Genomic DNA, 13,075 nt, shown 5'->3' with positions numbered 1-13,075 from the left:
GCGCGCGAAGCCCCCACAATAGGCGATTCCCTACACCAGATTGCCGGAGTTTTCCCCATGGCCGAAATCAAGGAAGCACTTGTCCCCGATATCGGTGACTACAGCGATATCCCGGTAATCGAGGTGCTGGTCGCCGTTGGAGATACCGTCAAGAAAGACCAGGGTCTGGTGACGCTGGAATCGGACAAGGCCACGATGGAAGTGCCGTCCTCGGTGGCCGGTATCGTCAAGGAAATCAAGGTCAAGATCGGCGACAACCTCTCCGAGGGCAAGCTTGTGGCCCTGATCGAAGTCAGCGAAGCCGCCGCTGCGCCGGCCGCTGCTGCTGCCCCGGCCCCCGCTGCCAAGGCCGAAGCCGCCGAGACCGCGACCAAGGTCGAGCCGGTCGCCACCCAGGCCGAGCCGGACAAGCTGGCCGCCCGTGATATCGAGCAGTCCGCTGCCAAGCCGACCCAGCCGGCCCCGGCCGCCGCTGCCCCGTCGGGTGGCTCGCCGACCAGCCCGCCGGTGGCCTTCAACGCCGACAGCGTGCTGCCGCAGAAGGTGCCCTACGCTTCGCCGGCCGTGCGCGTGTTCGCCCGCGAGCTGGGCGTGGACCTGAACCAGCTGAGCGGCACCGAGAAGGGGGGCCGCATCACCAAGTCCGACGTGCAGAAGTTCGTCAAGTCGGCCCTGGCCGGCGGCGGCGCTGCCACCGGCGGTACTGTGGCGGCCGGTGGCGGTCTGAACCTGCTGCCCTGGCCGAAGGTCGACTTCAGCAAGTTCGGTGAGGTCGAGGTCCAGCCGCTGTCCCGGATCAAGAAGATCTCGGGCGCGAACCTGGCCCGCAACTGGGCGATGATTCCGCATGTCACCCAGTTCGAGCAGGCCGACATCACCGAGCTGGAAGCCCTGCGCGTGGCGCTGAACAAGGAAAACGAGAAGGCCGGCATCAAGCTGACCATGCTCGCCTTCCTGGTCAAGGCCAGCGCCGCGGCGCTGAAGAAGTTCCCGGAGTTCAACGCCTCGCTGGATGCCAGCGGCGAGAACCTGACCCTGAAGAAGTACTTCAACATCGGTTTCGCGGCCGATACGCCGAGCGGCCTGGTCGTGCCGGTGATCCGCGACGTCGACAAGAAGGGTGTGGTGCAGATCGCGCAGGAATCCGGCGAACTGGCCAAGAAGGCCCGCGACGGCAAGCTCGGCCCGGCCGACATGAGCGGTGGCTGCTTCTCGATCAGCTCGCTGGGCGGCATCGGTGGCACGGCATTCACCCCGATCGTCAATGCACCGGAAGTGGCCATCCTGGGCGTGTCCAAGTCGTCGATCCAGCCGGTCTGGAATGGCAAGGAGTTCGCCCCGAAGCTGATGCTGCCGTTGTCGCTGAGCTATGACCACCGCGTCATCGACGGCGCGCTGGCCGCCCGCTTCACCACCTACCTCTCGCAGGTGTTGGCCGACATGCGGCGCGTCCTGCTGTGAAGCAGGGCCTGGTCCTGGCCGGGCTGCTGATGGCGCTGCCGATGGCGCAGGCGGGCGCGCGCGAATGCGCGTCCGACCTGGGCCATGGCTGGCCACCGGCGGTCGGCAACTATGGCCAGGCGGTGGAAACCCTGTTCGATGGCACGGTGCAGCCTGCGCTGTCACTGGTGAGCCTGCCCAAGAGTGGCGTGGAGACCGGCGTCGCCTTGCTGCCCGGCTCCCAGGACCAGGCATGGACCCTGCGCTACAGCCGGGCCGACAAGCGCGTCTACACCTGGAACAGCGGCGCCCGCCAGGGCGGTGTGGAACTGCGTGTGGACCAGGCCCCGGACCAGTACCAGGTCAGCATCCCGGCGCCGTTGGCGCAGCGGATGCTGCACAGCTGGCAGGCCGCGCTGGCCGCGCAGGTGCCGGGCGACCGCAAGGCGCCGGTGCTGGACGGTGACGTGCTGTCCTTCACCGTGGATGGCCAGCGTTACAGCGGCACCCGGCCGGCGTGCGGCGCGGGCCGGCTGATGATGAAACAGGTGGCGCTGCTGATCGAAGCCAGCGACACCAAGGAAAAGAAGCTCGACCGTCGCTGGAAAGATCTGGACGAGTCGCTCGACGAACTGCAGCAACTGCTCGGCGGCAAGGCCGGCTGAGCACCAGGAGAACACGAATGGCCGCAATTGAAATCAAGGTTCCTGACATCGGCGATTACAGCGGTGTCCCGGTGATCGAACTGCTGGTCGCCGTGGGTGACACGGTGAAGAAGGACCAGGGTCTGGTCACGCTGGAATCGGACAAGGCAACGCTGGAAGTGCCGTCCTCGGCCGCCGGTGTGGTCAAGGAAATCAAGGTCAAGCTCGGCGACAACCTCTCCGAAGGCGACGTCGTGCTGCTGCTGGAAGCCGAAGGCGAGGCCGCCGCGCCTGCCGCGCCGGCCAAGGCGGAGGCGCCGAAGGCCGAGGCTGCCCCGGCCAGCAAGCCGCCGGTGACCCCGTCGCACCGCGCCCCGGCCGAACCGGCCGCGCCGCAGCCGGCGCTGTCGTCGGGCAAGCCGGCCGATATCGAGTGCAAGATGGTGGTGCTGGGCGCAGGCCCGGGCGGTTACACCGCTGCCTTCCGTTCGGCCGACCTGGGCGTGGACACCGTGCTGGTCGAGCGTTACGCCAGCCTCGGCGGCGTCTGCCTCAACGTGGGCTGCATCCCGTCCAAGGCGCTGCTGCACGCCGCCGCGGTGATCGATGAAGTCGCCCACGCCGGTGATTTCGGCGTGGAGTTCGGCAAGCCGACCATCACCCTGGACAAGCTGCGCGGCTACAAGGAAAAGGTGGTCACCCAGCTGACCAAGGGCCTGGCCGGCATGGCCAAGCAGCGCAAGGTGCGCACCGTGCAGGGCCTGGCCAGGTTCGTCTCGGCCAATGAGCTGGAGATCGTCGGCGACGACGGCAAGACCCAGCTGCTGCGCTTCGAGCAGTGCATCATCGCGGCCGGTTCGCAGGCGGTGAAGCTGCCGAACTTCCCGTGGGACGACACGCGCGTCATGGATTCCACCGATGCGCTGGAACTGGCCGACGTGCCGGGTTCGCTGCTGGTGGTCGGTGGCGGCATCATCGGCCTGGAAATGGCGACGGTGTATGCGGCGCTGGGCAGCAAGGTGACCGTGGTCGAGTTCATGGACCAGCTGATGCCGGGCGCTGACAAGGACCTGGTCAAGCCGCTGGCCGATCGCCTGAAGAAGCAGGGCGTCGAGGTCCACCTGAAGACCAAGGCGACCGACGTCAAGGCCGAGAAGGCCGGTATCACCGTGTCCTTCGAAGCGGCCGTGGAAGGCGAAAAGCCGGGTCTGGACGCGACCACCTTCGACCGCGTGCTGGTCGCGGTGGGCCGCTCGCCGAACGGCAAGAAGATCGATGCCGAGAAGGCTGGCGTGCAGGTCACCGACCGTGGCTTCATCCCGGCCGACCGCCAGATGCGCACCAATGTGCCGCACATCTTTGCGATCGGCGACATCGTCGGCAACCCGATGCTGGCCCACAAGGCCACGCACGAGGGCAAGCTGGCTGCGGAAGTGGCCGCCGGCGAGAAGAAGGAGTGGGTGGCGCGCGTGATTCCGTCGGTGGCTTACACCAATCCGGAAATCGCGTGGGTCGGCGTGACCGAAACCGAAGCCAAGGCCAAGGGCCTGAAGGTCGGCGTGGCCAAGTTCCCGTGGGCCGCCAGCGGCCGCGCGATCGGCATCGGTCGTACCGAGGGCTTCACCAAGCTGATCTTCGACGAAGAGACCCACCGCATCATCGGTGGTGCGATCGTCGGCGTGCACGCGGGTGATCTGCTGGCCGAGATCGGCCTGGCGATCGAGATGGGTGCGGAGGCCGAAGACATCGGCCACACCATCCACGCCCATCCGACGCTGAGCGAATCGGTCGCGATGGCCGCGGAAATCTACGACGGCACGATCACCGATCTGTACATGCCGAAGAAGAAATAATCGGTCGATCACCGCCCTGGGTGGTGACGCCGGTTCAACGAAAAACCCCGGTGAACGCCGGGGTTTTTTGTTGCTGGTGTTGTCGATCCAGCTTCGCTCGGGATCGCTTCGTTCCGCAAACCGGGCCCCGCCGCGGCCGGTAGGCCGTTCGGCAAATGTCCCCCGGCATCCGCCTCACGGCGGCTGCCTCCTCCTTGATTTTGCCCAACGGCCTACCGGCCGCGGCGGGGCCCGGTTTGCGGAACGAAGCGCCTGACGCTCTCCTGCAGGCCACCACCGGAATTTGTCGAGGCGGGCACGGATACCCTGTGGTGCGAAATCAAGGAGGAGGTGGCGGCCACAGGCCGTCGCCGGGGGACATTCGCACGACAGGGTGTCCGTGCCCGACCCCCAAACAACCCGCAGTTGCTCCCCAAAACAAAGCGCACAAAAAAAACGCGGCCCCCGATATTTCGGAGGCCGCGCTTGGAGAGAGGTAGTGCGAAGGGCTTAGAAGACGAAGCTGACGCCAGCCACCGGACCCTTGAACTCCTGCTTCAGACCGATCGTGCCATCGCTGCCGCTCTGGTCCACGTCCAGCTTGAACCAGTCGTAGCCGGCGAACACGCCGAAGTTCTTGGTGAAGCGGTAATCGACGATCGCATTGGCGCGGCTCAGGTCGCCGTCGTAATCGTCGAAGTTGCCCCACTTGGTGTTCAGGTACTGGCCCTGGAAGGTGATCATCCACTTCTCGGACGGCGTGAAGCTCAAGCGTGCACCGACCACCGGCGCCACACCGTCGGCCTTCTCGTCCAGGAACTCGCCCTGGTACAGGTCGCCGACATCGGCGTAGGCCTTGGTGCTGACCTTGGCGTACTCGGCACCCAGCTGCAGGCCGAGGTCGAACTTCTCGGTGTCCACCACCGAGTAGTCATACACCAGGCTGGCGACCTGGTACTTCAGCTCACCCTTGATGAAGCTGCCGGCCGGCACAGTGGTATCGCCGAAGCTGACACCCTGATCGAGGGTCTCGCGGCGATCCTTGTCGTACTTGAAGTAGTTGAACAGCAGGCGCTGGCGGTTGCTGATACGGAACATGCCGTCAATGCGCGGCTCCCATTCCTTGCCACCGAGGCCGAAATCTTCGGAGAAGCCAACGTCCTGACCCGCGATGTTGGTGTTGCCACGGATCGTGTTGTCCGAATCGATCTGCATCGCACCCAGGCGCAGGGCGAAGCGGTCATCGCCTTCGGCGGCGTGGGACGGAGCGGCGTAGGAGAGTGCGGCCAGAGCGACTGGCACGGCAAGCAGGGAGAGCATCGGGCGCATCGGGGGTCCTTGCGGTGGTTCTAGTGATGTGCCGTCACATTGCCCACTGCGACGTCCACCATTCGTGAAGGTATGGTGGACGCAGTGTGTACCGTTCATGCAGACAGAGGGCACACAGGTCTGCCCCGTGGCCGTTTTCGGATGGAATCACCGTTCACGACCGGCCGCGCTGGGCCTGATTCTGGATCACACAGGCAGCACCGCAAAAAGAGGGTGGCCCCGGAGAGGGCTTCGGGGCCACCCTGTACTGGCCTGCGCGCGGGACGCCGACGAGGATTCAACGGCAGGCTGATGGGTCTGACCCGGGTGCGCGACCAAAGTTCAACATGTTGCACTGCCGCATCGGGCGCCTCTTTGCGCAGTGGGATTGGCCCGAGGGTGGAACAGGTTTCCACAACCCCCCAACGGCGGGCTTACATCCGGGATGAACAGGCAGCGGTTGTCTCTCAAATTGTCCCATTGCTATAATTTGGCGGCTCGACGAGGCGCTGGCTTGCTGCCTCGGCCTTTCCTACTCACAACCATGCAGGACATTCACGTGCTGAACTCCGTTGACGCGGGTCGGCGACTGATGCTGCGCGCAGCGGTTTACCCGCTGGCTGCAGTGGCTGTCCTGGCTCTTGCCCTGCTGCTGTGGGGAGGCCCGAAGGCCGCTCTGGGGGCGCTGCTCTCCGGTGTGGCGGTTTCTGCAGCCGGCTGGGTCGCCGCGCGGATGGCGCTGGGCGGCGGGGTGCAGGCGGCAGGTTCGGCGATGACCCGCCTGATCCTGGCGGTGGTGGCAAAGTGGGTGCTCGTATTCGGCGTCCTGATGGTGGGGTTCCTGGTCTTCAAGCTGCCTGCACTGGCGCTGCTGGCCGGTATCGCCGTCGGGTTGATGTTCCAGGTCCTGGCTCTGGCCAGGCGCTGATCCAATTTATTTAACTCAAGGTTCCGGACACATGGCAGGCGAGGCGCTAACTCCCACCTCCTACATCCAACATCACCTGCAGAATCTTGTGGTGATGCGTGACAGCCCGTGGGCGTTGCATCTGGATACTATCGCCACGTCGGTCCTGATGGGCCTGATCATGGTGTTCGCCTTCTGGATGGCCACGCGCAAAGCGACCGCAGGCGTCCCGGGCAAGTGGCAGGCGTTCATCGAGATCTGCCTGGAGTTCGTTGACCGCCAGGCCAAGGACACCTACCACGGCACCAGCAAGCTGGTGACCCCGATCGCGATCACCATCTTCTTCTGGATCCTCTTGATGAACCTCATCAAGATGATTCCTGCGGATTTCATCGGCTACCCGATGAATGCCTTCACCCAGTGGGTGGCCGGCATGATGGGCGCCGCCCATCCGCATGATTACGCGTTCTGGAAGCCGGTTCCCACCGCCGACGTCAATGCCACCCTGGGCATGTCGATCAGCGTGTTCTTCCTGATGCTGTTCTTCGCGCTGCGCTCCAAGGGCCTGGGTGGCTTCACCAAGGAATTCCTGACCGCGCCGTTCGGCAAGTGGATGCTCCCGTTCAACCTGATCCTCAACATCGTCGAGTGGCTGAGCAAGCCGATTTCGCTGGCGATGCGACTGTTCGGCAACATGTTCGGCGGTGAGATCGTCTTCCTGCTGATCTGGGTGCTGGGCGGTGCGGGTATCGCCGGTGCCATCGCAGGCGGTGCATTCGGCTTGGGCTGGATGCTGTTCCACCTGCTGGTGATTCCGCTGCAGGCGTTCATCTTCATGATGTTGTCCATCGTGTACCTGAGCCTGTCGGAAGACGCTCACTGAGTTTCGCTTCACCCTTCATCCGTTTGTTTCTAAACCCTTAGTTATCCAAAGTTCCAGGAGAAAACCATGTACTTCGCCGTCCTGACCAACCTCGCCCAAGTCCAGAGCTCCACCGTCCTCGCCGTCGGCATCATGATCGGCCTGGCCGCGCTGGGTGCCGGTCTCGGTCTGGCCATCATGTCCGGTAAGTTCCTGGAATCGGCCGCGCGCCAGCCGGAACTGATTCCGGTGCTGCAGGTCCGCATGTTCATCACCGCCGGCCTGATCGATGCCGCGTTCATCATCTCGGTCGCCGTCGGCCTGCTGCTGGCCTTTGCCAACCCGACCATCGGCGAGTTCGTTGCACGTCTGCCGGCCGTTGCGGGCTGATCCAGCGAAAGCGAAACGATCAGGCGCCTTGTGCGCCTGATCGCGGATGAAGGACGGCTGCGCCGCTTCGGGCGGCGCAACCACCCCATCACCCCAGATTGAGCGAACCCCATGGATATCGGTTTTACCCTCGTTGCCCAGGCACTGGCGTTTGCCGGACTGATCTGGATCATCGCGACCAAGATCTGGCCGCCGTTGATGAACGCCATCGAAGAGCGTCAGCAGAAGATCGCTGAAGGCCTTGCCGCTGCTGACCGCAGCCAGAAAGACCTGGCCCAGGCCCAGGAAAAGGTCAACGATGCACTGAAGGATGCGCGCACCAAGGCCAACGAGATCATCGATCAGGCCCATGCACGCGCCAACCAGATCGTTGATGCCGCCAAGAATGAAGCCATCGTCGAAGCCAACCGCCAGAAAGATCTGGCCTACGCCGAGATCGACGCTGCCGCCAACCGTGCCCGTGAAGATCTGCGCAAGCAGGTGTCCGCGCTGGCCGTAAGCGGTGCCGAAAAGCTGCTCAAGCGCGAAATCGACGCCAACGCCCACAAGGCGCTGCTCGACGAGCTGGCCTCGGAGATCTGATCGATGAGCCAGGCCCTCACGCTTGCACGCCCGTATGCCCGCGCCGCGTTCGCGACCGCGCGCGACGAAGGCACGTTCGCGCCGTGGTCGGACGCGCTTGCGTTCTCCGCCCACGTAGCTGCCGACCCGCGCGTGGCGGCCTTGCTGTCGAACCCGGAACTGGATCGTGGCGATGCCGTCGCGATGCTGGTGCCGGAATCGTCCAGCGAGACCTTCGGTCGCTTCCTGGCCATCCTGGCCGATGCGCACCGTCTGCCGCTGCTGCCGGAAATCGCCGGCATGTACGACCAGCTGCGCGCTGAAGCCGAACACGTGGTCAAGGCCACGGTGACCTCGGCCACCGAATTGTCCGGCGCCGAACTGGACGCCATCAAGGCCGCGCTGCGCAAGCGCTTCGGCGCCGAGGTGGATGTGACGACCGCAGTGGATGCGTCGCTGATCGGCGGTGCCGTGATCGACGCCGGTGATGTGGTCATCGATGGCTCGCTCAAGGGCAAGCTGTCGCGCCTGCAGACCGCGCTCGCTAACTGAATTCATTTAACGTCCGGCGTGATCGCCGGCACTAGGACTTGACGATGGCAACCACGCTCAACCCCTCCGAAATCAGCGAACTGATCAAGAACCGCATCGAGAAGGTCAAGCTGGCCGCGGAATCGCGCAACGAAGGCACCGTGACCAGCGTGTCCGACGGCATCGTGCGCATCTTCGGTCTGGCCGACGTGATGCAGGGCGAAATGATCGAACTGCCGAACAACACCTTCGCACTGGCCCTGAACCTGGAGCGCGACTCGGTCGGCGCCGTGGTGCTGGGTGATTACCAGAACCTGCGCGAAGGCGACGTCGCCAAGACCACCGGTCGCATCCTGGAAGTGCCGGTCGGTCCGGAAATGCTGGGCCGCGTCGTGAACGCGCTCGGCGAGCCGATCGACGGCAAGGGCCCGATCGCGGCCAAGGCCACCGCGCCGGTGGAGCGCGTTGCGCCGGGCGTGATCTGGCGCAAGTCGGTCGACCAGCCGGTGCAGACCGGTTACAAGTCCGTCGACTCGATGATCCCGATCGGCCGCGGCCAGCGCGAGCTGGTCATCGGTGACCGCCAGACCGGCAAGACCGCCCTGGCCATCGATGCGGTGATCAACCAGAAAGAAACCGGCATCAAGTGCGTGTACGTCGCGATCGGCCAGAAGGCGTCGACCGTGGCCAACATCGTGCGCAAGCTGGAAGAGAACGGCGCCCTGGCGCACACCGTGGTGGTCGCTGCGACCGCGTCCGAATCGGCCGCGATGCAGTACATCAGCGCCTACTCGGGCTGCACCATGGGTGAGTACTTCATGGACCGCGGCGAAGACGCGCTGATCGTGTACGACGATCTGTCCAAGCAGGCCGTGGCCTACCGCCAGATCTCGCTGCTGCTGAAGCGTCCGCCGGGCCGTGAAGCCTACCCGGGTGACGTGTTCTACCTGCACTCCCGCCTGCTCGAGCGCGCTGCCCGCGTGTCCGAAGAGTATGTGGAAAAGTTCACCAACGGCGCCGTCAAGGGCAAGACCGGCTCGCTCACCGCGCTGCCGATCATCGAAACCCAGGCCGGTGACGTCTCGGCCTTCGTGCCGACCAACGTGATCTCCATCACCGACGGCCAGATCTTCCTGGAAACCGATCTGTTCAACTCGGGCATCCGCCCGGCCGTGAACGCCGGTATCTCGGTGTCGCGCGTCGGTGGTGCGGCCCAGACCAAGATCATCAAGAAGCTGTCCGGCGGCATCCGTATCTCGCTGGCCCAGTACCGTGAGCTGGCGGCGTTCGCGCAGTTCGCCTCGGACCTGGACGAAGCCACCCGCAAGCAGCTTGAGCGCGGTCAGCGCGTCACCGAGCTGATGAAGCAGAAGCAGTACGCCCCGATGTCCATCGCCAACCAGGCGCTGTCGATCTACGCCGTCAACGAGGGTTACCTCGACGACGTGCCGGTCAACAAGCTGCTGGCGCTGGAAGAAGGTCTGCATGCCCACTTCGCCAACACCCAGGGCGAGCTGATCAACAAGATCAACGCGACCGGCGGCTGGGACAACGATATCGAGGCTGCCTTCAAGAAGGGCATCACCGAGTTCAAGACCACCGGCAGCTGGTAAGCCGCATGTAGAGCGGGGCGTTGCCCCGCTTCACTGTGACAAAGCGGAGCACCCCTTCGCTCTACGGGAATAAGAGATGGCAAGCGGACGCGAAATCAAAACCAAGATCAAGAGCGTGCAGAACACCCGCAAGGTGACGCGTGCGCTCGAAATGGTCTCGGCCTCCAAAATCCGCAAGGCGCAGGAGCGGATGAAGACGTCGCGTCCGTATGCGCAGGCGATGAAGCAGGTGATCGGTCACCTGGCCCAGGCCAGCACCGATTACCAGCATCCGTTCCTGGTCCAGCGTGACGAGGTCAAGCGCGTCGGTTACATCGTGGTCTCGTCCGACCGCGGTCTGGCCGGCGGCCTGAACAACAACCTGTTCCGCAAGATGCTGGGCGAAGTGCGCCAGTGGCAGGACAAGGGTGCCGAGATCGATGTGGTCACCGTCGGCCAGAAGGCGTCGACCTTCTTCCGTCGCGTCAAGGTCAACATGGTCGGCACGGTCACCCACATGGGCGATGTGCCGCACCTGGAACAGCTGATCGGCGTGATCAAGGTGATGCTCGATGCATTCACCGACGGCAAGGTCGACCGCGTGTACCTGGTCTACAACCGCTTCATCAATACGATGACGCAGAAAGCCAGCTTCGATCAGCTGCTGCCGTTGCCGGCTGCTGAGAAGCAGGTCGCGCATCACGACTGGGACTACCTGTACGAACCCGACGCTGCGACCGTGCTCGAGCACGTGATGACGCGGTACGTCGAGTCGCTGGTGTACCAGGCGGTGCTGGAAAACGTCGCGTCCGAGCATGCAGCCCGCATGGTCGCGATGAAGTCGGCCAGTGACAACGCGAACAAGCTGATCGGAACCCTGCAGCTGGTCTACAACAAGGCCCGCCAGGCAGCGATCACCCAGGAAATCTCCGAAATCGTCGGCGGCGCGGCAGCAGTCTGACGCGCACAGTCAAAGCACACATTAGAGGATTGCAGCAATGAGTCAGGGCAAGATCGTTCAGATCATCGGCGCCGTCGTCGACGTCGAATTCCCCCGCGAGTCGGTGCCGAAGGTGTACCACGCGCTGAAGGTGGACAACACCGAAATCACGCTGGAAGTGCAGCAGCAGCTGGGTGACGGCGTGGTCCGTTGCATCGCGCTGGGCTCCACCGACGGCCTGAAGCGCAACCTGGTCGCCACCAACACCGAACGCGCCATCTCGGTGCCGGTCGGCGCAGGCACGCTGGGCCGCATCATGGACGTGCTGGGTCGCCCGATCGACGAAGCCGGTCCGGTCACCGCCAGCGACACCTGGGAAATCCATCGTGCCGCGCCGTCGTACGAAGACCAGTCCCCGGCCACCGAGCTGCTGGAAACCGGCATCAAGGTCATCGACCTGATGTGCCCGTTCGCCAAGGGCGGCAAGGTCGGCCTGTTCGGCGGCGCCGGCGTCGGCAAGACCGTCAACATGATGGAACTGATCAACAACATCGCCAAGGCGCACAGCGGTCTGTCCGTGTTCGCCGGCGTGGGTGAGCGTACCCGTGAGGGCAACGACTTCTACCACGAGATGAAGGACTCCAACGTCCTGGACAAGGTCGCGATGGTGTACGGCCAGATGAACGAGCCGCCGGGCAACCGTCTGCGCGTCGCCCTGACCGGCCTGACCATGGCCGAGTACTTCCGCGATGAGAAGGACGAAAACGGCAAGGGCAAGGACGTGCTGCTGTTCGTCGACAACATCTACCGCTACACCCTGGCCGGTACCGAAGTGTCGGCACTGCTGGGCCGTATGCCGTCGGCCGTGGGTTACCAGCCGACCCTGGCCGAGGAAATGGGCGTCCTGCAGGAGCGCATCACCTCCACCAAGAACGGCTCGATCACCTCGATCCAGGCCGTCTACGTGCCCGCCGATGACTTGACCGATCCGTCGCCGGCCACCACCTTCGCCCACTTGGATTCGACCGTGACCCTGTCGCGTTCGATCGCCTCGCTGGGTATCTACCCGGCCGTGGATCCGCTCGACTCGACCAGCCGCCAGATGGACCCGCTGGTCATCGGCCACGAGCATTACGACACCGCCCAGCGCGTCCAGCAGACCTTGCAGAAGTACAAGGAACTGAAGGACATCATCGCCATCCTGGGCATGGACGAACTGTCCGAAGAAGACAAGCAGGCCGTGACCCGCGCCCGCAAGATCGAGCGCTTCTTCAGCCAGCCGTTCCACGTGGCCGAAGTGTTCACCGGTTCGCCGGGCAAGTACGTGTCGCTGAAGGACACCATCCGTGGCTTCAAGGCCATCGTCGATGGCGAATACGACCACCTGCCGGAACAGGCGTTCTACATGGTCGGCAGCATCGAAGAAGCGGTCGAGAAGGCCAAGAAGATGGCTGAAAAGGCCTGATGCGGCGGGGACGGGCGAGATGCCCGTCCCGACCCGTCACACGGGGTGGGCGCACGCCCACCGCTGAGGACATCCTGCGGTGGGCGCGAGCCCACCCTAAAGCGAGAAGAGTTTCATGAGCACCATCCGTTGCGACATCGTCAGCGCCGAGCAGGAAATCTTCCGTGGTGAGGCGACCCTGGTCGTGGCCACCGGTGAGCTGGGTGAGCTGGGCATCGCGCCCAAGCATGCCCCGCTGATCACCCGCCTGAAGCCGGGCAAGGTGGTGGTGACCACGCCGAGCGGCGAGCAGATCGACTTCGCCATCTCCGGCGGCATTCTCGAAGTGCAGCCGCAGGTCGTGACCGTGCTGGCCGACACCGCGATCCGTGCCCAGGACATCGACGAAGCCTCGGTCCGCAAGGCCAAGGAAGAAGCCGAGCGCATCCTGGCCAACCGTGGTGAAGCAATGGAAGTGGCCGAAGCGCAGCAGCGCCTGGCGGAAGTGTCCGCCCAGCTGCAGGCGCTTGAGCGCCTGCGCAAGAACCTCAAGCACTAAGCGGGGCGGCGCGACGGCGCCATCCGCGAAGGGGAAAACGCCGGCTTGCCGGCGTTTTTTTTCGC

13 protein-coding genes are annotated in these 13,075 nt (G+C 64.4%); 12 read left to right on the top strand and 1 reads right to left on the bottom strand.

The window, feature by feature from the left end; translation table 11 throughout:
* Positions 1 to 57 precede the first annotated feature (57 nt).
* The 3 genes from aceF to lpdA are packed head-to-tail and all read left to right on the top strand — an operon-like array spanning position 58 to position 3,937.
* On the top strand, positions 58 to 1,461 hold the full coding sequence (gene aceF / locus AC06E9_RS04730; RefSeq protein WP_121040090.1) for a dihydrolipoyllysine-residue acetyltransferase: 1,404 nt from the start codon (positions 58 to 60) through the stop codon (positions 1,459 to 1,461).
* Positions 1,458 to 2,105, top strand: a complete 648-nt coding sequence (locus AC06E9_RS04725) for a hypothetical protein (protein WP_428999808.1) — start codon at positions 1,458 to 1,460, stop codon at positions 2,103 to 2,105. The genes aceF and AC06E9_RS04725 overlap by 4 nt, the downstream gene beginning before the upstream one ends.
* Before the next feature lie 17 nt (positions 2,106 to 2,122).
* Positions 2,123 to 3,937, top strand: coding sequence for a dihydrolipoyl dehydrogenase (lpdA, locus tag AC06E9_RS04720; RefSeq protein WP_478055562.1), 1,815 nt, complete (start codon positions 2,123 to 2,125; stop codon positions 3,935 to 3,937).
* A gap of 489 nt (positions 3,938 to 4,426) precedes the next feature.
* Here lpdA and AC06E9_RS04715 read toward each other — a convergent pair whose 3' ends face one another.
* Positions 4,427 to 5,245 carry a TonB-dependent receptor gene (locus AC06E9_RS04715; RefSeq protein WP_121040084.1) on the bottom strand — a complete coding sequence of 273 codons (819 nt, stop codon included), beginning with the start codon at positions 5,243 to 5,245 and terminating at the stop codon, positions 4,427 to 4,429.
* 538 nt (positions 5,246 to 5,783) lie between these two features.
* Here AC06E9_RS04715 and AC06E9_RS04710 point away from each other — a divergent pair.
* The 9 genes from AC06E9_RS04710 to AC06E9_RS04670 all read left to right on the top strand — a co-directional run bounded on the left by AC06E9_RS04710 (position 5,784) and on the right by AC06E9_RS04670 (position 13,010).
* The gene (locus AC06E9_RS04710; RefSeq protein WP_172407534.1) at positions 5,784 to 6,152 is read left to right on the top strand and encodes a hypothetical protein; all 369 of its coding nucleotides are present in this window, start codon (positions 5,784 to 5,786) and stop codon (positions 6,150 to 6,152) included.
* A gap of 31 nt (positions 6,153 to 6,183) precedes the next feature.
* On the top strand, positions 6,184 to 7,014 hold the full coding sequence (atpB, locus tag AC06E9_RS04705) for a F0F1 ATP synthase subunit A (protein WP_121040081.1): 831 nt from the start codon (positions 6,184 to 6,186) through the stop codon (positions 7,012 to 7,014).
* A gap of 66 nt (positions 7,015 to 7,080) precedes the next feature.
* Positions 7,081 to 7,383 (top strand): F0F1 ATP synthase subunit C, encoded by a 303-nt coding sequence (gene atpE / locus AC06E9_RS04700; RefSeq protein ID WP_088433762.1) that lies wholly within the window; start codon positions 7,081 to 7,083, stop codon positions 7,381 to 7,383.
* Positions 7,384 to 7,494: 111 nt separating this feature from the next.
* Entirely contained in the window at positions 7,495 to 7,965 is a 471-nt protein-coding gene (locus AC06E9_RS04695) for a F0F1 ATP synthase subunit B (RefSeq protein ID WP_088433763.1), read from the top strand.
* A gap of 3 nt (positions 7,966 to 7,968) precedes the next feature.
* Positions 7,969 to 8,496, top strand: a complete 528-nt coding sequence (locus AC06E9_RS04690; protein ID WP_088433764.1) for a F0F1 ATP synthase subunit delta — start codon at positions 7,969 to 7,971, stop codon at positions 8,494 to 8,496.
* Between the two features lie 44 nt (positions 8,497 to 8,540).
* Entirely contained in the window at positions 8,541 to 10,088 is a 1,548-nt protein-coding gene (gene atpA, locus AC06E9_RS04685; RefSeq protein WP_088433869.1) for a F0F1 ATP synthase subunit alpha, read from the top strand.
* A 76-nt stretch (positions 10,089 to 10,164) separates the two neighbouring features.
* Positions 10,165 to 11,028, top strand: a complete 864-nt coding sequence (atpG, locus tag AC06E9_RS04680; RefSeq protein ID WP_088433765.1) for a F0F1 ATP synthase subunit gamma — start codon at positions 10,165 to 10,167, stop codon at positions 11,026 to 11,028.
* Between the two features lie 37 nt (positions 11,029 to 11,065).
* Positions 11,066 to 12,472, top strand: coding sequence for a F0F1 ATP synthase subunit beta (gene atpD, locus AC06E9_RS04675; RefSeq protein WP_121040078.1), 1,407 nt, complete (start codon positions 11,066 to 11,068; stop codon positions 12,470 to 12,472).
* A 115-nt stretch (positions 12,473 to 12,587) separates the two neighbouring features.
* Positions 12,588 to 13,010, top strand: coding sequence for a F0F1 ATP synthase subunit epsilon (locus AC06E9_RS04670; protein ID WP_019183637.1), 423 nt, complete (start codon positions 12,588 to 12,590; stop codon positions 13,008 to 13,010).
* Positions 13,011 to 13,075: the final 65 nt, after the last annotated feature.

The organism is Stenotrophomonas sp. Steno-Z10-BAI, assembly GCF_056393115.1.
This window is presented reverse-complemented; position numbering and strand designations above follow the sequence as displayed.

Excerpts from the sequence above, each read along its gene's own strand:
- aceF (WP_121040090.1), top strand. The coding sequence starts at position 58 with ATGGCCGAAATCAAGGAAGCACTTGTCCCCGATATCGGTGACTACAGC.
- lpdA (WP_478055562.1), top strand. The coding sequence starts at position 2,123 with ATGGCCGCAATTGAAATCAAGGTTCCTGACATCGGCGATTACAGCGGT.
- atpB (WP_121040081.1), top strand. The coding sequence starts at position 6,184 with ATGGCAGGCGAGGCGCTAACTCCCACCTCCTACATCCAACATCACCTG.
- atpE (WP_088433762.1), top strand. The coding sequence starts at position 7,081 with ATGTACTTCGCCGTCCTGACCAACCTCGCCCAAGTCCAGAGCTCCACC.
- AC06E9_RS04715 (WP_121040084.1), bottom strand. The coding sequence starts at position 5,245 with ATGCGCCCGATGCTCTCCCTGCTTGCCGTGCCAGTCGCTCTGGCCGCA.
- AC06E9_RS04695 (WP_088433763.1), top strand. The coding sequence starts at position 7,495 with ATGGATATCGGTTTTACCCTCGTTGCCCAGGCACTGGCGTTTGCCGGA.
- AC06E9_RS04670 (WP_019183637.1), top strand. The coding sequence starts at position 12,588 with ATGAGCACCATCCGTTGCGACATCGTCAGCGCCGAGCAGGAAATCTTC.
- atpG (WP_088433765.1), top strand. The coding sequence starts at position 10,165 with ATGGCAAGCGGACGCGAAATCAAAACCAAGATCAAGAGCGTGCAGAAC.
- atpD (WP_121040078.1), top strand. The coding sequence starts at position 11,066 with ATGAGTCAGGGCAAGATCGTTCAGATCATCGGCGCCGTCGTCGACGTC.
- AC06E9_RS04690 (WP_088433764.1), top strand. The coding sequence starts at position 7,969 with ATGAGCCAGGCCCTCACGCTTGCACGCCCGTATGCCCGCGCCGCGTTC.
- atpA (WP_088433869.1), top strand. The coding sequence starts at position 8,541 with ATGGCAACCACGCTCAACCCCTCCGAAATCAGCGAACTGATCAAGAAC.